Origin of the sequence: Pseudomonas sp. Je.1.5.c (assembly GCF_051129895.1) — a bacterium.
GTDB classification, from domain to species: Bacteria; Pseudomonadota; Gammaproteobacteria; order Pseudomonadales; family Pseudomonadaceae; genus Aquipseudomonas; species Aquipseudomonas urmiensis.
The window spans coordinates 1-23,572 of sequence record NZ_JBCPSP010000049.1; the positions used below are offsets into that span (position 1 = coordinate 1).

Here is a 23,572-nt window from a genome sequence, read left to right on the forward strand (position 1 = left end):
CGATAGCGTCGGTGAATTCACTGGCGCTATCGCGGGGCAAGCCCGCTCCCACGTTCGTTTCACGGCCAGAAAACTGCTTCTATTTATATTCCAAAAGGTTAGTTCATAAAGTTTTTATAAGCGAATAGGGTATATGCACCGGACCACCGGACCAACAAACGTCTGTCGCCACCACCACCCGCGACACAGCCACTTTGTGAGGTAAGGAATGGTCAGGATCACAATCACCCCAGTGCATAACGCCAGGGCATTGAGTGCAGCCAAGGAGCGGTACTGATGTCCAGCCAGCCAGAAACCCTATTCGCCAGCGACCTCGACAGCTCGCCGCTGCTGTTGCCTGCCAAGATCCTGCGCAATGACGCCGAAGCCCTGCAGGCCGCCCACGAACTGGCCCAAGTTGCCCGCCAGCAAGCCGCCCGCCGCGACCAGCAGCGCAAACTGCCTTGGGCCGAAATCGAGCTGTTCACCCGCAGCGGCCTGGGCAGCATCAGCATTCCCAAGGCCTTCGGTGGCCCGGATGTTTCTTTTGAAACCGTCGCCGAAGTGTTTCGCATCATCAGCGCCGCCGACCCTGCGTTGGGGCAGATCCCGCAAAATCAGTTCGGCATGCTCCAGCTGCTGCGCCTGACCGCCAGCGAGGCTCAACAAGCGCTGATTTTCCGCTCCGTGCTCGACGGCTGGCGCATCGGCAATGCCGGGCCTGAGCGCGGCAGCAAGGACACCCTGACGCTCAAGGCGCGAATCAGCCGCGATGGCGAGGGCTATCGCATCAGCGGTGAGAAGTTCTATTCCACGGGGGCGCTGTTCGCCCATTGGGTGGCGGTCAAGGCCCTGGATGACGAGGGCCGCCAGCGCCTGGCATTCGTGCGCCGTGGCAGCCCTGGCTTGCGTATCGTCGACGACTGGTCCGGCTTTGGCCAACGCACCACGGCCAGCGGCACGGTGCTGCTCGACCAGGTGCCGGTGGACGCGGAACTGGTCATCGACAACTGGCGTCAGCGCGACCTGCCGAACATCCAGGGCGCAGCTTCGCAGTTGATCCAGGCCGCGATCGACGCGGGTATCGCTGAAGCGGCCATCGATGATGCGATCAGCTTCGTGCGTGACAAATCGCGGCCGTTCATCGATGCCAATGTCGAGCGCGCCAGCGACGACCCTTACGTGATCGCCGACATCGGCCGCCTCAAGCTCGAACTGCACGCCGCCGAGGCGCTGCTGCGCAGGGCTGCGCGGGTGCTCGATGAGGTCAATGCCGGGGAGATCGATGCAGACGCCGCCGCGCGCGCCTCGATTGCCGTGGCGCAAGCCAAGGTGCTCACCACCGAGATCGCCCTGCAGGCCAGCGAGAAGCTGTTCGAGCTTGCCGGCAGCCGCGCCAGCTTGGCCGAGTTCAATCTCGATCGGCATTGGCGCAATGCCCGCGTGCACACCCTGCACGATCCAGTGCGCTGGAAGTATCACGCGATTGGTGCCTACCACCTGAACGGCACCCGTCCTGCCCGACATTCCTGGATCTGAGTGAGCGCCTGGGGCCGCTGTGCGGCCCTTGGCGGGTAAACCCGCTCCCACAGGGACCGCGCCGCCCTTGAAGACGGCGCTGTACCTGTGGGAGCGGGCTTGCCCGCGAAGGGCTGCGCAAGCGGCCCCAAGGCCCCGGAGAACACTATGAACGCAGCAGTCATCAGCAGCGACGCTCAAGCCCTGGCCGTCGCCGAACACATCGCCCAGCAATTGCGCAAAGACAGCGCCCTGCGCGACCGCGAGCGCCGCCAGCCACACGCCGAACTGGAACTGTTCACCCGCTCCGGCCTGTGGGCCATCAGCGTGCCCAAGGCCTTCGGCGGCGCCGGCGTATCCAACGTCACCCTGGCCAAGGTCATCACCCGTATCGCCCAAGCCGACGCCTCGCTCGGGCAGATCCCCCAAAACCACTTCTACGCCCTGGAAGTGCTGCGAGTGAACGGCAGCCCCGAACAACAGCAACGCCTGTACGGCGAAGTGCTGGCCGGTCGACGCTTCGGCAACGCCCTGGCTGAACTGGGCACCAAGACCGCCCACGACCGCACCACCCGACTGAGCCGTGACGGCGACGGTTACCGGATCAACGGCCGCAAGTTCTATTCCACCGGCGCCCTCTATGCGCAACGTATCCCCACCTCGGTGATCGATGACGACGGCGTCCAGCAACTGGCGTTCGTCCCCGCCGACGCGCCGGGCGTGCAGGTGATCGACGATTGGAGCGGCTTCGGCCAGCGCACCACCGGCAGCGGTTCGGTGGTGTTCGACAACGTGTTCGTCGCCGCCGCTGACGTGGTGCCATTCCAGAGCGCCTTCGAGCGCCCGACCACCGTCGGCCCGCTGGCGCAGATCCTCCATGCGGCAATCGACACTGGCATCGCCCGCGCCGCCTTCGAAGACGCCCTGCACTTCGTCCGTACCCGCAGCCGGCCATGGGTCGACTCGGGCCAGGACAAAGCCAGCGACGATCCACTGACCCTGAAAAGCTTCGGCCACCTGTCGATCCGCCTGCACGCCACCGAGGCCTTGCTCGAACGCGCCGGCGAATACCTCGACCGCGCCGCAGCAGCAGTCACAGTCACAGCCTCAGCCTCAGCCTCAGCCTCAGCAGCCAACGTGGGAGCGGGCTTGCCCCGCGATGAATCCGCCACCGATCTGGTCGCCGCCGCCTCCATCGCCGTAGCCGAAGCCCGCGCGATCAGCACCGAAATCTCCCTGGCCGCCAGCACCACCCTGTTCGAACTGGCCGGCAGCCAGGCCACCCTGGCCGAGCACAACCTCGACCGGCACTGGCGCAACGCCCGCGTGCACACCCTGCACGACCCAGTGCGCTGGAAGTACCACGCCATCGGCAACTACTACCTCAACCAGGTCAATCCACCCCGTCGAGGGACCCTCTGATGAGCAAGCAGATCCTGCTCAATGCCTTCAACATGAACTGCATTGGCCATATCAACCACGGCCTGTGGACGCATCCGCGCGACACCTCGACTCAATACAAGTCGGTGGAGTACTGGACCGACCTGGCCAAGCTGCTTGAGCGCGGGCTGTTCGACGGGCTGTTCATCGCCGATATCGTCGGCACCTATGATGTCTACGGACAATCGGTCGAGGTGCCGCTCAAAGAGTCGATCCAGCTGCCAGTCAACGACCCACTGCTGCTGGTCTCGGCGATGGCCGCCGTGACCCGCCACCTGGGCTTCGGCCTGACCGCCAACCTCACCTACGAGGCGCCGTATCTGTTCGCTCGGCGGCTTTCCACCCTGGATCATTTGAGCAACGGCCGGGTCGGCTGGAACATCGTCACCGGCTACCTGGACAGCGCCGCGCGCGCCATGGGCCTGGACCAGCAGCCCGAGCACGACCGGCGCTACGACCAGGCCGACGAATACCTGCACGTGCTGTACAAGCTGCTCGAAGGCAGCTGGGACGACGACGCCGTGGTCGCAGACCGCGAGCAGCGCGTGTATGCCCGGCCCGACAAAGTGCGCAAGGTCGAGCACCACGGCGAGTTCTACAAGGTCGAGGGCTATCACCTCTGCGAGCCGTCGCCGCAGCGCACGCCAGTACTGTTCCAGGCCGGCAGCTCGCCACGTGGCCTGGCCTTCGCTGGCAACCACGCCGAATGTGTCTTCATCAGCGGCCAGGACAAGCCCGCCACCCGCGCCCAGGTCGACAAGGTACGTGCCGCAGCCCAGGCAGCAGGCCGCGATCCGCAGGCGGTCAAGGTGTTCATGGGGATCACGGTCATCGTCGCCGCCACTGAACAACAAGCGCACGCCAAGCATGCCGAATACGTGCGCTACGCCAGCCCCGAGGCGGGTGTCGCGCACTTTGCCAGTTCCACCGGGATCGACTTTGCCGCCTATGGGCTGGACGAGCCGATCGGCTTTACCAAGGGCAACGCCATCCAGTCGGCCACGCGCCAACTGCAAGACAGCGCCTGGACCCGCCGTCGCCTGTTGGATCAGCACGCCCTCGGGGGGCGCTACGTGACCCTGATCGGCACCGCTGAACAAGTTGCCGACGAGCTGATCGCCTGGATCGACGAGACCGGTCTGGACGGCTTCAACCTGACCCGCACGGTCACCCCGGAAAGCTACGAGGACTTCATCGAGCTGGTCGTCCCCGAGCTGCAACGCCGTGGCCGTTACAAGACCGCCTACCAAGCCGGCAGCCTGCGCGAAAAACTGTTCGCCAGCGACCTGCCGCACCTGCCCGCCGACCATCCCGGCGCCAGCTACCGCAACCCTACCCCTGCCCCGACTGGAGCCCTGCACCATGCTTGATAAATTGTTCCGGCCCGTCGCGGCCGCTGTGTTGTCCCTGGGTATCGCCGCCAATGTGTTGGCCGCCGAACCGCTGAAAATCGGCACCACCGCCGCCTTCGCCATCCCGCTGGAGGCCGCCGTGGAAGAAGCCCACAAGCAAGGCCTGGAGGTGAAGCTGATCGAATTCAGCGACTGGATCGCACCCAATGTCAGCCTCAACAGCGGCGACATCGACGTGAACTACTTCCAGCACATCCCGTTCCTGGAAAACGCCAAGGCCGCGGCCGGTTTTGACCTGGTGCCTTATAAGCCGGGGATCATCAACAACGTCGGCCTGTACTCGAAAAAGTACAAGAGCTTCTCCGAACTACCTGAAGGCGCCAGCGTGGCCATCGCCAACGACCCGATCAACAGCGGCCGTGGCTTGCAGCTACTGGCCAAGGCTGGGCTGATCAGCCTCAAGCCGGGCGTTGGCTACAAGGCCACCGAGGATGACATCGTCGCCAACCCGAAGAAGCTGAAAATCCTTCAGGTCGAAGCGGTGCAACTGGTGCGCGCCTATGACGATGCCGATCTGGTCCAGGGCTACCCGGCCTACATCCGCCTGGCCAACACCTTCGACGCCACCTCGGCGCTGCTGTTCGATGGCCTGGAGAACAAGGAGTACGTGATCCAGTTCGTCATCCGCCCACAATCGAAGGACGATCCACGCCTGGCCAAGTTCGTCGATATCTATCAGCACTCCCCGGCCGTACGCGAAGCGCTGAACAAAGCCCATGGCAGCCTCTACCAGGCCGGCTGGGAAGGCTGACATGAGCAGCGCCAGCGCCCTCAGGGCGCCCACTGTCCAAGCCTCGCCGCCGCCCGCTCGCGAACAGGCCTTGCGCCCAGAGGTCAATGAGGCCCATGTGCGCTTCATCGGCCTGGGCAAGACCTACGCCGGCCAGGCCCAACCTGCGCTGCAAGGCATCGACCTGAACATCCGCCGGGGCGAAATCTTCGGCATCATCGGCCGCAGCGGCGCTGGCAAGTCGTCGCTGCTGCGCACCATCAATCGCCTGGAGCAACCGACTCAGGGCCGGGTGCTGATCGATCAGGTCGATATCGCACCGTTCGACGAAGACCGCCTGGTCGAGCTGCGGCGGCGCATCGGCATGATCTTCCAGCACTTCAACCTGATGTCGGCCAAGACCGTGTGGCAGAACGTCGAGCTGCCGCTCAAGGTTGCCGGCGTGGCCAAGGCCGAACGCCAACGCAAGGTGCGTGAGCTACTGGAGTTGGTCGGCCTTGCCGAAAAGCACCATGTGTACCCGGCGCAGTTGTCCGGCGGCCAGAAGCAGCGCGTCGGCATTGCCCGAGCGCTGGTCCATGACCCAGAGATTCTGCTGTGCGATGAAGCTACCTCGGCGCTCGACCCGGAGACCACCGCCTCGATCCTCGAACTGCTGCGCGACATCAATCAACGCCTGGGCCTGACCGTGGTGCTGATCACCCACGAGATGGCGGTGATCCGCGATATCTGCCACCGCGTAGTGGTGCTCGAACGTGGCGAAGTGGTCGAGCAAGGTGAGGTCTGGCAGGTATTCGGCAGCCCCCATCACGAAGTGACCCGGACCCTGCTGGCACCGCTGCAAGCCAAGCTGCCAGCGGCATTGCAAGCCAGCTTGCGATCCAACCCGGCCAGCCGGGATGCGGCTGTGGTGCTCAAGTTGGTGGCACTGGGGGAGTTGGAGTTGTCTGGCCTGTTCAAGGATCTGGGCGGGCAGGTCAGCCTGCTCCAGGGCGGTGTAGAGACCATTGGTGAACGTGCCTTGGGGCGCTTGATCCTGGCGGTACGCGGCTCGGTCCACCAACCGCATCAGTTGCTGGAGCGCGCCCGCCGTTGGGCCGATGACGTGGAGGTGCTGGGCTATGTGGGTTGATCGTCTGCTACAGGGCTTGCTGGACACCTTGTTGATGGTCGGCGTGTCGTCGCTGATCGCGCTGTTGGTCGGTGTGCCGATGGCTGTGCTGCTGGTCACCAGCGACAAGGGCGGAATCTACGAGGCACCGGCGCTTAACCGGGTGCTCGGCGCCTTCGTCAACCTGTTCCGCTCGATCCCGTTTCTGATCCTGATGGTCGCGCTGATCCCGTTCACCCGTCTGCTGGTGGGTACCACCTATGGCGTGTGGGCCGCCGTGGTGCCGCTGACCATTGCCGCGACGCCGTTCTTTGCGCGGATCGCCGAGGTGAGCTTGCGTGAGGTCGATCATGGCCTGGTTGAGGCGGCCCAAGCCATGGGCTGTCGGCGCTGGCACATCATCTGGCATGTGCTGCTACCTGAGGCGCTGCCGGGAATCGTCGGCGGCTTCACCATTACCTTGGTGACGATGATCAACTCATCGGCCATGGCCGGCGCGATTGGTGCGGGGGGCTTGGGCGACATTGCCTATCGGTATGGTTATCAGCGCTTCGACAGCCAGATCATGCTGACCGTGATTGCCATGTTGGTGGCATTGGTGGCGGTGATCCAGCTGGGTGGCGATCGCTTGGCGAAAGGCTTGAACAAGCGCTGACGCTATCGGGGGGCAAGCCCGCTCCCACGCTGCCTTCCCCGCAATCGGTCGAGGGACTGCGTGGGAGCGGGCTTGCCCCGCGATGAGCTATTCAGCCCCAACGCAAATCCTGCGCAGGCACCGGTCGTCCAAACCAATAGCCCTGCCCCAGCTGACACTGCTGCTGCAACAAGAACCGCGCCTGCTCCGCCTGCTCGACCCCTTCAGCATGCACCTGCATACCCATGCTCTTGGCCAAGGCGATGATCACCCGAACAATTGCGATGTCATCCTCATCCTGCGGCAGCCCGGCAACAAAGCCCTGATCGATCTTGAGCTTCTGCACCGGCAAGCGCTTGAGCCGCAGCAGCGAGGAATAACCCGTGCCGAAATCATCGATCGCCAGGCTCAAACCCAGTTCGCGCAGACGGTGCAACTGCTCCAGCGCCACCTCCGGGTCTTCCATCACCGCACTCTCGGTGACCTCCAGCTCCAGCAACGCCGGATCCAGGCCGGTCTCATGCAGCACTTCGGCGACTTGCCGGTACAGCTCACGCTGGCCGAAAAGCCGGCTGGAAATATTCACCGCAACGAACGCCAGCGCATGCCCCTCGGCCTGCCACTGGACCATCTGCCGGCAGGCCTGGCGCAGCACCCAGGCATCGATCTCGGCAATCAATCCAGTACGCTCGGCAATCGGGATGAACTCGCCCGGCGGCACCAGCCCGCGCTCCGGATGCTGCCAGCGCACCAGGGCCTCGACGCCGATCATCTTGCTGGTGAACAGGTCATGCACCGGCTGGAAGAACACCCGCAGCTCTTCCTGCTCCAACGCCCGGCGCAGCTCGCCAGCCGTCTCCACCCGCTGCTGGGCGTGAGCGGTCAGCTCTTCGGTATACAGCGCATAGCAGGCGCGGCCATTGCTCTTGGCCTTGAACAGCGCGGCATCGGCGTTGCGCAGCAATTGCTCGGCGCTCAGGGCATCGCTGGGGAACAGGCCAATACCAACGCTGACACTGATGAACAGCCGGTTACCCTCGAAGACGAACGGCTCGCGCATGCGCTCGATGATCTCTTGCGCCAAGGTCGCCGCCTCGCCGACCTGCTGGCAGTTCTCCAGCAGCACGCCAAACTCGTCACCACCCAGGCGCGCCAGGGTTACGCCTTGGCCTAGCACTTCACGCAAACGCTCGCCCACAAGCTTGAGCAGCTGGTCGCCAACGGTGTGACCAAGGCCGTCGTTGATGCTCTGGAAGTGGTCGAGGTCGAGCAACAACAGGCCACACCCGCGCTTGTGCGCTTGAGCGGCGGCCAGCGCCTGCTCGGCGCGGTCGTTGAACAGCAGGCGGTTGGGCAGGCCGGTCAGCGGGTCATGGTGCGCCAGATAGGCCAGTTCCTGCTCGGAGTGCTTGATCGCACTGATGTCGCTGAATACGGCGACGTAGTGGGTCAGCTCGCCGCTGTCGTCGCGAATGGCGCAGATGGTTTGCCACTGCGGGTAGATCTCACCACTTTTGCGCCGGTTCCAGATCTCGCCGCTCCATTCGCCCTTGTCCGCCAGCGTCGCGTAGATCTGCTGGTAGAACGCCGCGTCGTGGCGGCCCGACTTGAACTTGCTTGGGCGTTGGCCGAGGACCTCGTCCTGCTGATAACCGGTAATGCGCATGAACGCCCGGTTAACGTGCACGATCAGGCCATTGCGATCAGTCACCAGTACCCCTTCCAGGGTGCTGTCGAACACCGCAGCCGCCATGCGCAGGCGCTCACGGTCCTCGCTGCGCAGGCGCGCACCGATACCAATGAAGTTGAGCAGCCGGGCGCGCGAGACGAAGATCAGGAACGCACTGAACAGCACCCACACCAGCACGTTGATACAGCGTCCCAGGTTCAGCGCTAGTGGATCTTCGGTCAATCGCTGCAAAAGCTGCTCGGACAGCACCAGCCAGAGGATCGAGAACACCACATAGAGCGCAGCCATACGCAAGGCGTCGCGAACGGAAACAGACATGTCGGGTGTGTAAGCCCATAGAAAACGATGGGGCATTATAAAGGCGGAAACATGCCGTGACTCATTCCCGGATCAGAAATTGGTCTAGACAATGGGCGCTTGAACCCGCTCTATCAGCGGTGCACGGCGCGTACAGGAGTGGGCTTGCCCCGCGATAAGGGCAGCGCTATCAATACAGGCCTATGGTTTTATTTCCCTGCCAAGGGATAATGCCAAGCGCTACTCCCCCCGTTTTTCCGAGGGCTTCTACACCTATGTGGTACTACGGTTTACTCGACTTGTCGGCCTGGCAACTGGTCGCGGTCACCCTGCTGATGACCCACGTGACCATCGTCAGCGTCACCATCTACCTGCATCGCTATTCGGCGCACCGCTCCCTGGAGCTCAATGCCGGGCTGAAGCACTTCTTCCGTTTCTGGCTGTGGCTGACCACCGCGCAGAACACCCGCGAGTGGACGGCTATCCACCGCAAGCACCACGCCAAGTGCGAAACCCCCGACGACCCGCACAGCCCGGTCTACAAGGGCTTGGGCACAGTCCTGCGCAAGGGCGCCGAGCTTTACCGCGAGGAAGCGCGCAACCCTGAGACCTTGCGCATCTACGGCAAGAACTGCCCCGACGACTGGATCGAGCGCAATCTCTACAGCCGCTACAAGCTGGGCGGCATCGCCCTGATGGCCGTCATCGACCTGCTGCTGTTCGGCACCATCGGCATCACCATCTGGGCCATCCAGATGATGTGGATTCCGTTCTGGGCCGCAGGCGTGGTCAATGGCCTGGGCCATGCTGTGGGCTATCGCAACTTCGAATGCCGCGACGCCGCCACCAACCTGGTGCCGTGGGGCATCATCATCGGCGGCGAAGAGCTGCATAACAACCATCACACTTACCCCAACTCGGCCAAGCTGTCGGTCAAGCGCTGGGAATTCGACATGGGCTGGGCCTGGATCCGCTTGCTGAGCATGCTGCGCCTGGCCAAGGTGCAACGCGTGGCACCCATTGCCCACCGGGTCGAAGGCAAAGCCAACCTGGACATGGACACCGCCATGGCGATCCTCAACAACCGCTTCCAGATCATGGCCCAGTACCGCAAGTTGGTGATTGGCCCGCTGGTCAAGCAGGAGCTGAACAAGGTCGACGCTTCGGTGCGCCATCGTTATCGCCGCGCCAAGCGCCTGCTGTCGCGTGAAACCAGCCTGCTGCAAGATCGCCATCACGTGCGCATCGAGTCGATCCTCGCCCAAAGCCAGGCACTCAAGACCATCTACGAAAAGCGCCTGGCCTTGCAGCAGATCTGGGCCCGCACCAGCGCCAACGGCCACGACATGCTGGCTGCCATGAAAGACTGGGTACACGAGGCCGAAGCCAGCGGTATTCAGTCGCTGCGTGACTTCGCCAGCCAGCTCAAGACCTACTCGCTACGCCCCACCGCCTGATCGCCGTTGATCGGCACGCCCCGCTCTGGGGCGTGCCATCCGGAACTTCACCCCCCGTAGTTACTCAAATTCGGCATATCGCCCGCGTGGCGGGCCGGATCGTGGCCGCACGCTTTCAGCCGAGAATCGCTCCGTGCTCATGGCCAATAAAATCAATCCACCGTTGCCCGGCAACCCGCCACCCGAAGCCGCCCAAACCCTCCTTGCCCTGTTTCATGCCCAAGGCGAAGTCGCTCGCTTGAGCGAGCGCGACCAACTGTTCAGCTCTCTGCTCGATAGCGTCAACGCCGTACTGTGGGCATTCGATTGGGAAACCCGCCAGGTGCTCTATGTCAGCCCGGCCTACGAACGCATCTTCGGCCGACCCGTGAGCCTGGTGCTGGCTGACTACAACGAGTGGCGCGACAGCATCTTCCCCGACGATCTCGAATACGCCGAAGGCAGCCTGGCCCAAGTGCTCACCAAGGGCTCGGTGGAAGATCGCGAGTACCGCATCATCAACGCCGCAGGTGAAACCCGCTGGCTCAGCGACAAGTGCTACATCAACCAACAACAGGAAGGCGATCGAGTGATCATCGTCGGCATTGCCGAAGACATCACCGAGAAGAAGCACCTTGAAGGCGAATTGCAGCGCCTGGCGACCACCGATGTGCTGACCCAGAGCAGCAACCGCCGGCACTTCTTCGAGTGCGCCCAGCAAGCGTTCGACAGCGCCCGCGCAGAGGGTTCGCCGCTGGCCTTCTTGCTGCTGGATATCGACGACTTCAAGCAGATCAACGACAGCTACGGCCACCAGGAAGGCGACCAGGTGCTGCAGCGCATTGCCGACAGCGGCAAGGCGGTGTTACGTCGTGGTGATCAGTTTGGCCGCATCGGTGGTGAGGAGTTCGCCGCGGTGTTTCCGGGCTGCACGGCGCAGGTCGCCGAGCAGATTGCCGAGCGTTTACAGCGCGAGATTCAGCGGTTGAGTTTCACCCACGGGCAGCAAACCTATGCCGTCACCGTAAGCCAAGGGCTGACCGGGCTGACCGATGAAGACGCGACCCTCGATACCTTGTTCGCCAGGGCCGATGCGGCGATGTACCAGGCCAAGCGCCAGGGCAAGAACCAGATCGTGCGGGGCTGAGGCGGCCATAGCTTCTCAGTGTCAGGGCTGGGCCAACGCCTTGGCGGGAGTCTGAAGGGGCCGCTGTGCGGCCCCATCGGGCTCCCGTCCAGCGCGAGGTCAGCAACACCCTAGAGCTGATCAGATTCAGGGGCAGCCCGCCCTTCTGGAGCCGGTTCGACTGCTGCAGCATTGGCTTCCTGCGGCTTCGCCGGTACGTTGTCAACCTTACGCAACCGGTTCAACTCCGGCAGCCCCAGCTTCAACAACCGCGCAGTCTTGTTACTGGCCACCTTCTCCAGCCCCTGATCCGCCGGCAACCGCGCCAGCTGCCCAGCGAGGTTCATCGCCAGGATCTCGCGCGAATACACCCCGCCGCCCAACGCATACACCGCAGCGATCAGTTCGCGCAGTGTCAGCGGCAAACGCCAGCGGGTACGCAGTGCCGAGCCAAAGGGAGCACCGAACTCGTTGAGGGCCAGTTGCACCTGATCTTCATCGAGCTCGCCCCCGGCCAAACGCCATTCTTGCAGGCAGCGCAGCACCGCAAGGTCACCCAGGCAATGCAGCAGCCCTGCGCAATAGCAGCGCGCTTCGTCCACTTCCAACTGGCGCGCCAGGGTGCGGCCGTACTCGGCGGTGTGCAGCGACAGGTCCCAGTAATGCGCCGCATGCTTGGCCAGCAAAGGATCACTCAGCCGCGCACTGCGCTTGAGGGTCAGGCCGAGGATAAGGTTCATGCTTTGCGTGCTGCCCAGCTTGTTCAGCGCCTGCAGCAGGGTCTGCACCGGCGCCTCGCGGTGCATCGCGGCGCTGTTGGCGGCGGCGATCAGCACGCCGGTGATCTGTGGATCGTTGCGCACCTCTGCTTCCAGCACCTTGAGGTCGAGCCCCTGGGGGTTGAGCGCGCGTTTGATCGCGACCTCGACATCAGCCAGCAGCGGGCCGCCGTCGGCGTTAGCGCGACGTTCCTCAAGAAACGCAGGCAGCTTGGCGCCGGGGTGCAAGGGCGGCACCGGGCAGGCGATCTCTTCACCACCGGCAATCAGCAGAACTTCAAGGCGTTTGCGCAGCTTGTTCAGATTGAGCGGCTTGCTCAGGTACTCGGTGGGTTGAAACGGCAACGCTTCACGCACACTGGCGCTGTCGCTGCGATTGCTCAGGAGTATGAACGGCAAGCCAGGGTTGTCGCCTTTGGCGCGCACCTTGCGTAATAAGTCCAAGCCATCGAAGTCGCTGAGTTCACGCGTGGCGATGATCAGGTCAGGCTTGCTCGACAGTGCGCTGAGCGCTTGTGAGCCGTCGGCGCAGATCTGTAGGCGGGCGTCACAGCGCACGCTGAGCAGGGTTTCGCGCAGCATATCGCGCACCCAGGGATCGCCTTCGGCAATCAATACGCAAGGCGGGGTGGGGTCTGCAGCGCTCATTGGTCAACTCCTGAGTAATCCTGACGCGCAATCCGTTGCAGCTTCCAAGGCAAGTCCATCGGCTAACCATAGCGCTCCAGGCAGACGATAGGCATAAAAAAAACCCGCCTAGGCGGGTTTTTTTCTGACGCGTGTCACAGATTTCACGCCAGCTCAGCGAAGCACTCTTCGATGATCGCCAGGCCTTTGTCCAGCAGCGCGTCTTCGGCAGTCAGCGGCACCAGGATGCGCAGGACGTTGCCGTAGGTGCCGCAGGACAGCAGGATCAGACCCTTGTCACGTGCCTTGGCAACCACTTGGTTGACGGCAGCGGCGTTCGGCGCGTGCGAGTCTTTGCCCTCGAACACTTCAACAGCGATCATCGAGCCCAGGGCGCGAACGTCACCGATGATTGGGTGCTTGGCCTGGATTTGCTTGAGGCCAGCGACCAGACGCTCGCCAACAGCCTTGCTGCGATCGAGCAGTTTCTCTTCTTCGAACACCTCGATCACGGCCAGGGCCGCGGCGCAAGCGATCGGCGAACCAGCGTAGGTGCCGCCCAGGCCGCCTGGCGCGATGGCGTCCATGTACTCGGCCTTGCCGCATACACCGGCCAGCGGGAAGCCACCAGCGATGGATTTGGCGAAGGTGGTCAGGTCAGGCGCGACGCCCATCTGCTCCATGGCGAAGAAGGTGCCAGTACGGCCAGCGCCGGTCTGTACTTCGTCGGCGATCAGCAGGATGCCGTGCTGGTCGCACAGGGCGCGCAGGCGCTGCATGAACGGCTTGGTCACCGGAATGAAACCACCTTCGCCCTGAACTGGCTCGATGATGATCGCGGCGATGTCGCGTGGCTCAGCGTCGTTCTTGAAGATGCGCTCGATCGAAGCGATCGAGTCGTCGATGCTTACGCCGTGCAGCTCGTTCGGGAACAGCGCGCGGAAGATGCCGCCTGGCATCAGGCCCATGCCAGCCGAGTAAGGAACGACTTTACCGGTCAGACCCAGGGTCATCATGGTACGGCCGTGGTAACCGCCGGTAAAGGCGATCACGCCAGCGCGGCCGGTAGCGGCACGGGCGATCTTGACGGCGTTTTCCACAGCTTCGGAGCCGGTGGTAACCAGCAGGGTCTTCTTGTCGAAGTCGCCTGGGACCAGCTTGTTGATCTTCTCGCACAGCTCAACATAGGGCTCGTACGCCAGAACCTGGAAGCAAGTGTGGCTGACTTTGGTCAGCTGCTCTTGCACCGCCGCAACCACTTTCGGGTGCAGGTGGCCGGTGTTGAGTACGGCGATGCCGCCAGCGAAGTCGATCAGTTCGCGGCCTTCAACGTCGATCACCGTCGCGTTCTTCGCGGTATCGACGAAGATCGGGTGAATCTGGCCAACGCCACGTGGGACGGCGGCGACACGGCGTTGCATCAAGGATTCGTTGGTCTTGCTCATAATGCCCTCATTCGCGCCGACTCTGACGGCGCTTTTATTCGGGGGTGGCTGGGTCTGTGCACGATCAGTATTCGTTGATCGACTGGCGTGAACGCCCGGGCCACCAGGTACTGCGATGTAAAAAAGACCAGCGAGACGTCGCTCTCGCGCCCCGCTGGCAGAGGTAAAAACCTTGCTACTTAATCAGTTGCTCAGACGCTGATGCACAGGTACTTGATCTCGAGGTAGTCCTCGATACCGTACTTGGAACCTTCGCGGCCCAGGCCCGAGGCCTTGATGCCACCGAATGGCGCAACTTCGTTGGAAATCAGACCGGTGTTGATACCGACCATGCCGTATTCCAGCGCTTCGGCAACACGGAACACACGGCTCATGTCGCGGGCATAGAAGTACGAGGCCAGGCCGAACTCGGTGTCGTTGGACATGGCGATGACTTCAGCCTCGTCCTTGAAGCGGAACAGCGGCGCCAGCGGGCCGAAGGTCTCTTCTTTGGCGACTGCAGCGCTCTTCGGAACGTCGACCAGAATGGTCGGTTCGAAGAAGTTGCCTTCGATCAGCTTGCCACCGGACAGCACCTTGGCGCCTTTGGAGACGGCGTCTTCGATGTGTTCCTGAACCTTGGCAACGGCTTTGCCGTCGATCAGCGGGCCGGTGGTGGTGCCATCTTCCAGGCCGTTACCGATCTTCAGCTTGCCAACAGCAGCCTTGAGCTTCTCGGCGAACGCGTCGTACACGCCGTCCTGCACGTAGATACGGTTGGCGCAGACGCAGGTCTGGCCGTTGTTGCGGTACTTGGAGATGATCGCGCCTTCGACCGCCTTGTCCAGATCGGCGTCGTCGAACACGATGAACGGGGCGTTGCCACCCAGCTCCAGGGAAACCTTCTTGATGTCCTTGGCGCATTCTTCCATCAGCTGGCGACCGATTTCGGTCGAGCCGGTGAAGGACAGCTTGCGTACCAGGGAGTTGCCGGTCAGCTCGCCGCCGACTTCACCCGCGCTGCCGGTGACGACGCTGAGCACGCCAGCCGGGATGCCGGCGCGGGTAGCCAGCTCGACCAGGGCCAGAGCGGAGTACGGGGTTTGCGACGCAGGCTTGAGCACCATGGTGCAGCCAGCGGCCAGTGCCGGGCCGGCTTTACGGGTGATCATCGCGGCCGGGAAGTTCCACGGGGTGATCGCGGCGGTAACACCGATTGGCTGCTTGATGACGATCAGGCGCTTGTCGGGCTGGTGGCCTGGGATGGTGTCGCCGTAGACGCGCTTGGCTTCTTCGGCGAACCACTCGATGAACGATGCGGCATAGGCGATTTCGCCCTTGGCTTCGGCCAGAGGCTTGCCTTGCTCGGTGGTCATCAGGCGAGCCAGGTCATCCTGGTTCTCGATCATCAGCTCGAACCAGCGACGCAGCTTGTTCGAACGCTCCTTGGCAGTCAGTGCACGCCAGGCCGGCAGGGCCTTGTCGGCGGCTTCGATGGCGCGGCGAGTTTCGGCGGCGCCCATCTTCGGCACGGTGCCGATGACTTCACCGGTGGCCGGGTTGGTCACCTTGATGGTCTGGCCGTTGTCCGCATCCAGCCATTCACCGTTGATGAAGGCTTGCTGGCGGAACAACTGAGCGTCTTTGAGCTGCATGTCGGCTTCCCTTGAGCACCGTGCGCGCACGGGGCGAATTATTGATTGTTGAATAAGCGCCCCCATCAAGGGAGCTGCCGTCAGGAATTCAGGCACCGGGTTGAGCCAAGTGTTCAACCTGCGGGCGTCGAGCGTTTGAAATCTCAAACGAATCCTAAGGGTCTGTTGGGTCTTGGACAATAGGCTGTTCGAAAAAAAGAACGAGTGGTTGAACACCTCGTCTGAATTCCACAGGTTAGCTGGGCTGCAAAGTCCAATCGCGCCACGGCGTGGGAGCGGGCTTGCCCCGCGATGGGGCAGGAACAGGATAGAACACAGAACAGAGGCAGAGGTTGGGAGGACCGGACGGCCCTCCCGGCAGGCATCAGAAGGCTTTATCCAGATCGATCACCAGGGCGCGATAACCGACACTGCCCGGCTGCCGGCTGAGCACCTTGAGCTCCACCAACACTTCCTGGCTGCCCCGGCGCACTTCATTGAGGGTAGTGCTGGTCAGCTTCTCCTTGGTCAGGAAGCCCACCGAAGCGGAATAGATGAACTGGGTATCGGTCTCCGGCCGATAAGCCACCACCGAGGTCACCGGGCTATACCACTCATCGCCACGCTCCTTGCCATACTCCCAGACCTGCTCGACCGTGCCCTTGGCCTCATCGATGCGGTACTCAACGGCGCGGCTGTAATTGCCGCTGAGCTTGGTCGGCTCGAAGTTGCGCCCCCAGCCGTTGTCGAACACGGTCAGCGTGCCTTTGCCGGTAAGCCAGGCGGTGTGCTGGGTCCACGACCAGTCGAAGCCTTCGCTGGCCACAGGCGTCAGTACCTTGTCCTTGAGCCGCTGTGGCCAACCCTGGGGCGAGGCGAGGATCCACTTCACCTGTTTGTCTCGGCCAATTTTCACCACGCCCTGATGACGGGCTGAAACGATGATGCTGTCGTCTTCTGCGTCGTAATCGATGGCATTGACGTGCGCCCAGTTGCGCCCGGTGCCCACGCCAGGGGTATCGCCGAACGGCAAGTCACCTTCGGCCAGTTCGTTGGCCAGGGTGCTGTCCTGCTTGGCCACGCCGTCCGGCAACTGGATCGCCGCTTTGCCGAGCGTTTCCAGCAACTCGCCACGGTACGGATCGAGGATCTGGTTGAGGTCCCAGAAGTCCAGCACGTCACCCGCTTCGTTGACCTCGATGATGTGGTCGCGGATCGAGCGCACCCGCTTGCCATCCGGGCGGCGGTAATCGCTGGTGCCGACGCGCAGCAGGTAGGTGCCGTTGACCGTTTCGCGGATCTCGTGGGAGAAGTCGGCGAATTTGTCTGGCAGGGTGCGCTGCCACACCTGGCGGCCGAGCAGATCGTACTTGGAATAGGTCTGGCCTTGGCCCCAGATCAGCTTGCCGTCGCGGGTCTGCTGGAAGCCCATGGTCCCGCCCAGGCCGTCGCGGCGGTTGGAGTCGTGGATCTGCTCGATGTCCAGGTACCAGCGCACATCGCCATTGCTGTCGGCGATCCAGTTGTTGCCGACCTGGTCCCATTCGGCAGCGCCGCCCAGGGCGTTCCACTTCAGTGCGCGGCCACCCGGAATATCGCCGAGCAGGTGGTTGAACAGGTACAGGCGTTTCTCGAAGCCCGGCGCGACCTTGACCGGCACCACCTGCGGCAGCGCCGCTGTCTGTTTAGCCACCACTGGCAAGCGCACGGCCGGGGCATAGATTTCGTACTGTTCGCGAATTCGCTCGCCATCGAGCTTGTAGCTGACTTCGACCCGGTTGACGTGATCCGGGTACAAGCCAAACACCGGGATGCCGCCATAGGTCCACAGCGAGCGGTCGGATACGTCGTAGACGATATCCACCCCGCGCTCGCCCCGCCCGCGCACGCGTACATGGGCAGCACTGATAGCCCGACCACCATCACGGATGATCGCGGTCAGTGGCGCTAGGCGATAGGGGTTGACCACTACATCGCCGAGCAGCGCCTCGTCATGGTCGGGCACCTTAGCGGTGAGGCAAGCGCCTTCGGGCAAGGCGGGGGTGTCGGTCTTGGCATTCATGGCAAAGCTCCTTGTGCTCAGAAGTCGTAACGGGCGGTGGCGCCCACGGTGCGCGGGGTGCCAAGCACGCCGGCATAACCGCCGTTGGCGGAGTTCCACAGGCTGGTGAAGTAGGTCTTGTCGCCGGCGTTCTTGACCCACAGCGACAGGTCGAGCACGCCATCACCCTGGTCCAGGCGCACGCCGGTGGAGAGGTTGACGATCGCGTAGCTGGGGATCTGGCCGTAGTCGGAGTCGTCGATGGTGCCCACCGCCTTGGAGCGGAAGGCGTAGCTGGCGGTAACGTAGGGTTCGATACGCTCGGTCAATTGCCACTTGTACTGGCCGTTGAGGTTGGCGATGTACTTGGAGGCGCCGACCACCTGGTGCCCGGACAGGTCGCAGGTGGCGGTGGCGCTGGCCAGGCTCACTTCAGATGGGCATGGGGCGTCTTTGTAGTCGGTGTAACGCACATCGTTCCACGAGCCGTTGAAGTTGACCGTGAGGCCGGTGATCGGCAGCGCAGTGGCCTCGAACTCAAGGCCGCGCGAGCGCACGCTGCCGGCGTTGGCTAGGTACTGCACGCGGTTGACCTGGTCGTAGACGTTGGCCTGGTAGCCATGCACCTCGGCCCAGAACAGGTTGGCGTTGAGCTGCAGGCGGTTGTCGAGCAACGTGCTCTTGAGGCCCAGCTCAGTGTTGTTGACCCGCTCGGTGCCGACCAGCAACGAATCGGTCCCAAGCCGTGGCGCGGCACCGACAGTCAGGTTGACCCCGCCCGACTTCTCGCCGTGGGTGAGGCTGGCGTAGCCCAGCAGGTCGTCGGTAAAGCGGTAGCTCAGGCTAAGCAGGCCCGAGGGGCTGAAGCTGTACTGGTTGAGGTCACCCGAGTCGTAGGCGCCGACGCGACCATTGCGCGCCGCCGCCGCCGCTCCAGATACCGCCGCGCCGCCAGACGGGGCATCGCGGGTGACCCAGGCGCTCTTCTCTTCATACGTACCGCGCACTCCGGCAGTGAAATCCAGGCGCTCGGTGAGGTGCCAGGTGCCTTGGGCGAACAGCGCGTAGCTGTCGGTATCGATGTGGCCATTGCCGATGGTGTTGACGTTGGCCAGGGCGCCAGCGGGCGTCTGGTTCCAGATATCGGCCTGCGGGCCGTAATAGGTGAACGACTTGTTATCCAGGTCCTGCTTGAAATAGTAGGCACCCAGGACATAGTCGAAGAAGCCGCCGGTGGGCGAGGCCAGGCGAATCTCCTGCGAATACTGCTTGTCGCGCACCGAGACCCCAGCGCTGTAGAACACCGGCACATCCAGGCCATCGTCGTTGCGCGGGGTGAAGTCCCACCAGCGGTAGGCGCTGATCGAAGTCAGGGTGAAATCGTTGGGTAGGGTCCAATTGGCCTCTACCGACGTTCCCCCCTGGAACACCGTGACCTGCTGCTCGGCATCGAAGTTGACCTTGCGGTCCTTGCCCGACACCAGTGTGGCGCCGGCCTGGGCGGCCAGGCTCTCGTAGCGGTTGACGCCATTGATGGTCGGGCCGGTGCTGTACAGGCTGAGAATGCCGTTGTCGGAATTCTCCTCGTTGTACTCGCCGATCCAGCGCAGGTTGAAGGTTTCATTGGGCTGAAACAGCAGCTGGGTTCGAAAGCCTTGGCGCTTGCCGCCGTTGAGGTCGTGGCCGTCGTGGACGTTCTTCACATAGCCGTCGTCTTCAGTGTGGTAGGCGCTGATGCGCCCGGCCAAGGTGTCGCTGATCGGCCCGGAGAAACTGCCCTGGGTCTGCCAGTAGCCATCCTCGCCCAGCGACGACTGCACGCTGCCTTCGCGATGGAAGGTCGGTTTGCGGGTGGTGATGTTGAGCACCCCGGCGGTGGTGTTCTTACCGAACAGCGTGCCCTGCGGGCCGCGCAGCACTTCCAGCTGCTCGACGTCGAGCAGGTCGAACACGGCCATGCCCGGGCGACCAAGATAGACGTTGTCCAGATAAATGCCGACGCTGCCTTCCAGACCGTCGCTGGCCGGGTTGTTGCCCAGGCCACGGATCGAGATGCTCGACTGGCGGGCGTGAACGTAGGCCACGTTGGTGCTCGGTACTAACTGCTGAAGGTCCTGAACCCGGTAGATGCGCTGGGTTTCCAGGGTTTCGCTGCCCAGCACGCTAATCGGCGTGGGCACGCTCTGCGCGGTTTCCTCGCGGCGACGCGCGTTGACGGTAACGGTGCCGAGCTTGGCGGCTTGCTCCACCGCCGGGGTGGCGCTGACCGGCTCGTCAGCAAAGCTGTTGCCAGCGGCGGCCAGCAGCACGCCAGCGGCCAGGGGCTGCAGGGCGAAGAGTGATGCGCTCGCGGGCCAACGATAGATTCGGGACATGCAATGCTCCTTGAGGCATGGGCCGTGGCGAGCATTTCCGTTGTCGGAACCGAATCGCGGTCAGGCAGACTTATATTCTTTTAAGATCTATAAATATGTGTAATTCATATTTTGTGGAATAAGTAACACCCTTTATAAGGGTCACAACCCTTCCCATCAATTGCATTTCACCGAAAGTTTTCATGTAGAAAATGCATATAGATCTTCGTCAGCTGCGCCACTACATCGCCCTTGTCGAACACCGCAGCTTTGTCGCCGCGGCGGCGGCGGTGAACCTGTCGCAATCGGCCTTCAGCCGCAGCATTCAGACCCTGGAGCACAACGTTGGCTGCCGCCTGGTCGACCGCGCCAGCAAGGAGCTGGCGCCGACTCGGCAAGGCTTGCTGGTGCTGGAGCACTCACGGCGGTTGGTGCATGGCGCACACAACCTGGTCAACGAGATCAACCAGTTCAACGGCGCGACCACTGGGGTGGTGCGCTTCGGCTCAGGGCCTGCGCCGGCGGGCGGCTTGGTGCCGCGCGCGGTGGCGCGTTTCGTCAGTGAATTTCCGGCGGCGCGCACCTGTTTCCAGGTGGATAACTGGCAGGCGTTGAACCGCAAGTTGATTGCCGAGGAGATCGAGTTCTTCGTGGCCGACACCCGCCAGTTCGAGGCTGATCCGGATTACCGCGTGCACAAGCTGACGCCGCAGCGCTGGCACTTCTGCTGCCGCGCCGGACATCCGTTGACCGAGCAAGCCGAGGTACGTGCGCGAGATCTGTTCGATTACCCCCTGGCGACCACCTTCCGCCCGCCGAATATCCGCAAGATCCTCAGCGACCTCAGCGGTCGCCAGGATTTTCTGCCTAGCGTGGAATGCGAGCATGGCTATGCGCTGCTCAATGTGGTGCTGCACTCGGACACCATCGGCATCGCCTGTAGTGCCAACTTGCGGCCGTATCAGGGTGAGCGAGGGTTGCTGGCACTGCAGTTGGTGGACCTGACGGCGGAGCAGGAGCAAGAGTGCTACACCCGCTACGGGGTGGTAAGCCGGGTCGGGTATGGCTTGTCGCCGTTGGCGCAGGGGTTGGTCAGGCAGTTGATTGCCTGTGATGCGCAAGCCTGAAGCTGCTTAGGGTTCGTGCTGCCTAAGCTTCGTAGGAGCGGGATAAGCTTCGTAGGAGCGGGCTTGCCCCGCGATAGCAGTGGTGAATTCACCATCGCTATCGCAGGGCAAGCCCGCTCCCGCGTTGCATCAGCCCTTGCGCGTAGTCCGGCTCAACTGCCCATCAACCCCCACCGGCACCTCCCCTGCCAAGGTCACCCGGCGCACGATCCGCGGCTGGGTCCCATAGTCATCCACCGCATAATGCTGGGTGGCGCGGTTATCCCAGATCGCCACATCGCCCGCCTGCCAGCGCCAGCGCACGGTGTTCTCCAGGCGCGTCACATGGCCCTGCAACACGGCAAACAAATGCTGCGAATCAGCCAGCGAATAGCCCTTGATACGCTTGACGAAATGCCCCAGCTGCAACGCCCGCTCGCCACTGATCGGGTGCACCCGCACCACCGGATGCTCGGTCTCGTAAACGGTCGAGGTGAACACCTTGCGATAACGCTCAAGCTTGGCGGGATCAACGTCGGGCTTGAGGCTGGCGTAGTCATACTCGTTGCTGTGCACCGCCCACAATTTGTCCGCCAGCTCGCGCAGCGCCTCCGGCAACTCGCGATATGCCGCTGCCGTGTTGGCCCAAACCGTATCGCCGCCTGAGGTCGGCGCCACCACGCTGCGCAGGATCGAGGCCTTGGGGTAGGCATCGACAAAGGTCACATCGGTGTGCCAGGAGTTGGCCCGCTGCCCTTCGGCACCATCGAGTTGCAACAAGTAACTGGTGCCATCGACCACGGGCACCGTGGGATGGGCGACCGGCTCGCCGAGCAGCTTGGCGAAGCCTTCCTGGCTCTGGTCATCCAGATGGGTCTGCTCACGGAAGAAGATCACCTTGTGCTCGACCAGCGCGGCCTGAATGGCCTCGACGGTCGCTGCATCGAGGTCGGCGGCAAGCTTGACCCCGCGTATCTCGGCGCCGATGCGGCCGGCAATCGGCTGGATGTCGAGCTCAACGGTGTGCGGCGCGGTGGCCAGTGCGGCATTGCTCATTGCGGTGGTCCTCACGGTCAAATGATGGGGCTTTGCGGTTATCAGCGAGCGGCCTGGGTGGCCTGTTGTGCTTGCAGCGCGGCATCGAGGAAACGCGGCTCGATCCAATCAGAAACCTGGAAGCTGCGACGGATCAGGCGTTCCTTGGCTGCCAGGTCGACGCCCTGTTGCAGCAAGCCGACGAATTCGGCGTCCAGCCGCGGATCGAAGTAGTGCGCGAGGTTTTCCTGGGCCAGGTCGCCTTCGAGGATCACCTTGGGATAGTTGGCGGTGCTGGCCACCAGATCGACGTAGGCCTGGCGGTTGTTCTCATCGCGCAGCCACTCAGTGGCCTGCTGCTGCGCCTTGACCAGGCGGGCGGTCAGCTCAGGGTGCTGGCGAATGAATTCGCCCGTGCCAAGCAGCACCGCCTGGGTGCTGCCAGCGCCCTTGAGGTCGCGCGAGTTGACCGGCAGTTCGACCAAGCCGCGATCGCGCAGCGAGAGCAGGTTGGACAGCCCCCAAGTAGCGTCGATCTGCTTGGCTGCAATGGCGGCATTGGCGGCATTGAAGTCCAGGTTGATGACCTTCAGATCGCGCTCCGACAGGCCTTGACTGGCCAAGGCACTGGCAAATGACAGTTGGTTGGCCGTGCCGCGAAATACCGCCACCCGCTTGCCCTTGAGGTCTTGCAGCGTCTTGATCCCGGAGCCTGGCACCACGCCCAGATAGCTTTTCACCCCGCGCACCCCCGCCGACAACACGCGGGTATCCAGGCCATTGGCCTTGCCGATGATGGCCGCCAGATCACCCAGGTAGGCGAAGTCCGCCTGGCCGTTGGCCAGGGCTTCGTTGATCACCGGGCCTGCGCCCTTGAAGAAGCGCCAATCGATCTGGATGCCGTCCTTGGCAAACTCTTTCTCCAGCAGTTGCTGGCTGCGCAGCACGTCCACCACCCCGCCCGCGCTGGGCCTGCTGCCAGCGCTCAAGTCGGGCACGGCAATGCGGATGGTGTCGACCTCGGCGGCCTGCGCGTTCAGCGCAAAGGCGCTGAGCACGCCAGCCAGCAGGGTGGGGGCGAAACGACTGAGCAAGTGACGCAGTGGGATTTTCATGGCAAGGCTCCTTGGCAGGCTGCCACCGGCGAGGGCCGGCGCTTTGGCCAGAAGCTAGGCGGGTCTGCTTAGCACCAACAAAGA

17 protein-coding genes are annotated in these 23,572 nt (G+C 63.2%); 9 read left to right on the top strand and 8 right to left on the bottom strand.

Going from position 1 to position 23,572, the window contains the following annotated elements; genetic code table 11:
- Positions 1–276: 276 nt before the first annotated feature.
- The 6 genes from AAZU54_RS24070 to AAZU54_RS24095 all read left to right on the top strand — a co-directional run bounded on the left by AAZU54_RS24070 (position 277) and on the right by AAZU54_RS24095 (position 6,845).
- Positions 277–1,518 (top strand): SfnB family sulfur acquisition oxidoreductase, encoded by a 1,242-nt coding sequence (locus AAZU54_RS24070; RefSeq protein ID WP_405129769.1) that lies wholly within the window; start codon positions 277–279, stop codon positions 1,516–1,518.
- A gap of 147 nt (positions 1,519–1,665) precedes the next feature.
- The gene (locus AAZU54_RS24075; RefSeq protein ID WP_186552895.1) at positions 1,666–2,919 is read left to right on the top strand and encodes an SfnB family sulfur acquisition oxidoreductase; all 1,254 of its coding nucleotides are present in this window, start codon (positions 1,666–1,668) and stop codon (positions 2,917–2,919) included.
- A complete protein-coding gene (locus tag AAZU54_RS24080; RefSeq protein WP_434727752.1) occupies positions 2,919–4,307 on the top strand; it encodes an LLM class flavin-dependent oxidoreductase in 1,389 nt (462 codons plus the stop codon). Before AAZU54_RS24075 ends, AAZU54_RS24080 begins: the two co-directional genes overlap by 1 nt.
- On the top strand, positions 4,300–5,100 hold the full coding sequence (locus AAZU54_RS24085; RefSeq protein ID WP_434727753.1) for a MetQ/NlpA family ABC transporter substrate-binding protein: 801 nt from the start codon (positions 4,300–4,302) through the stop codon (positions 5,098–5,100). Before AAZU54_RS24080 ends, AAZU54_RS24085 begins: the two co-directional genes overlap by 8 nt.
- 1 nt (position 5,101) lies before the next feature.
- Complete coding sequence (locus AAZU54_RS24090) at positions 5,102–6,211, top strand: methionine ABC transporter ATP-binding protein (RefSeq protein ID WP_405129767.1); 1,110 nt, start codon at positions 5,102–5,104, stop codon at positions 6,209–6,211.
- Positions 6,201–6,845 carry a methionine ABC transporter permease gene (locus AAZU54_RS24095; protein ID WP_312151658.1) on the top strand — a complete coding sequence of 215 codons (645 nt, stop codon included), beginning with the start codon at positions 6,201–6,203 and terminating at the stop codon, positions 6,843–6,845. Before AAZU54_RS24090 ends, AAZU54_RS24095 begins: the two co-directional genes overlap by 11 nt.
- Before the next feature lie 91 nt (positions 6,846–6,936).
- Here AAZU54_RS24095 and dibA read toward each other — a convergent pair whose 3' ends face one another.
- Entirely contained in the window at positions 6,937–8,832 is a 1,896-nt protein-coding gene (gene dibA / locus AAZU54_RS24100) for a phosphodiesterase DibA (protein ID WP_434727754.1), read from the bottom strand.
- Between the two features lie 254 nt (positions 8,833–9,086).
- Between dibA and desA the strand changes: the two genes are divergently transcribed.
- Complete coding sequence (gene desA / locus AAZU54_RS24105) at positions 9,087–10,268, top strand: delta-9 fatty acid desaturase DesA (protein WP_186552901.1); 1,182 nt, start codon at positions 9,087–9,089, stop codon at positions 10,266–10,268.
- A 139-nt stretch (positions 10,269–10,407) separates the two neighbouring features.
- Positions 10,408–11,394: a GGDEF domain-containing protein gene (locus AAZU54_RS24110; RefSeq protein WP_434727755.1), complete on the top strand. Its 987-nt coding sequence runs from the start codon at positions 10,408–10,410 to the stop codon at positions 11,392–11,394.
- A 110-nt stretch (positions 11,395–11,504) separates the two neighbouring features.
- Here the strand turns inward: AAZU54_RS24110 and AAZU54_RS24115 are convergent, their stop codons facing one another.
- The 5 genes from AAZU54_RS24115 to AAZU54_RS24135 form a co-directional block, all read right to left on the bottom strand.
- Complete coding sequence (locus tag AAZU54_RS24115) at positions 11,505–12,800, bottom strand: HDOD domain-containing protein (protein ID WP_434727756.1); 1,296 nt, start codon at positions 12,798–12,800, stop codon at positions 11,505–11,507.
- A 143-nt stretch (positions 12,801–12,943) separates the two neighbouring features.
- Positions 12,944–14,224 carry a 4-aminobutyrate--2-oxoglutarate transaminase gene (gene gabT, locus AAZU54_RS24120; protein WP_186552904.1) on the bottom strand — a complete coding sequence of 427 codons (1,281 nt, stop codon included), beginning with the start codon at positions 14,222–14,224 and terminating at the stop codon, positions 12,944–12,946.
- Positions 14,225–14,415: 191 nt separating this feature from the next.
- On the bottom strand, positions 14,416–15,858 hold the full coding sequence (gene gabD, locus AAZU54_RS24125; RefSeq protein ID WP_186552905.1) for an NADP-dependent succinate-semialdehyde dehydrogenase: 1,443 nt from the start codon (positions 15,856–15,858) through the stop codon (positions 14,416–14,418).
- Positions 15,859–16,222: 364 nt separating this feature from the next.
- Positions 16,223–17,899 carry an aryl-sulfate sulfotransferase gene (locus tag AAZU54_RS24130; protein WP_405129764.1) on the bottom strand — a complete coding sequence of 559 codons (1,677 nt, stop codon included), beginning with the start codon at positions 17,897–17,899 and terminating at the stop codon, positions 16,223–16,225.
- 17 nt (positions 17,900–17,916) lie between these two features.
- Positions 17,917–20,253, bottom strand: a complete 2,337-nt coding sequence (locus AAZU54_RS24135) for a TonB-dependent receptor (RefSeq protein WP_434727757.1) — start codon at positions 20,251–20,253, stop codon at positions 17,917–17,919.
- Between the two features lie 191 nt (positions 20,254–20,444).
- On the opposite strand from AAZU54_RS24135, the gene AAZU54_RS24140 reads away from it, so the two are divergent.
- Positions 20,445–21,359 (top strand): LysR family transcriptional regulator, encoded by a 915-nt coding sequence (locus AAZU54_RS24140; protein ID WP_405129762.1) that lies wholly within the window; start codon positions 20,445–20,447, stop codon positions 21,357–21,359.
- A gap of 129 nt (positions 21,360–21,488) precedes the next feature.
- On the opposite strand, the gene AAZU54_RS24145 is transcribed toward AAZU54_RS24140, so the two are convergent.
- Both AAZU54_RS24145 and AAZU54_RS24150 read right to left on the bottom strand, forming a co-directional pair.
- Positions 21,489–22,394: a TauD/TfdA dioxygenase family protein gene (locus AAZU54_RS24145; protein ID WP_186552909.1), complete on the bottom strand. Its 906-nt coding sequence runs from the start codon at positions 22,392–22,394 to the stop codon at positions 21,489–21,491.
- Positions 22,395–22,435: 41 nt separating this feature from the next.
- Entirely contained in the window at positions 22,436–23,488 is a 1,053-nt protein-coding gene (locus AAZU54_RS24150; RefSeq protein ID WP_312155055.1) for an ABC transporter substrate-binding protein, read from the bottom strand.
- Positions 23,489–23,572 lie beyond the last annotated feature (84 nt).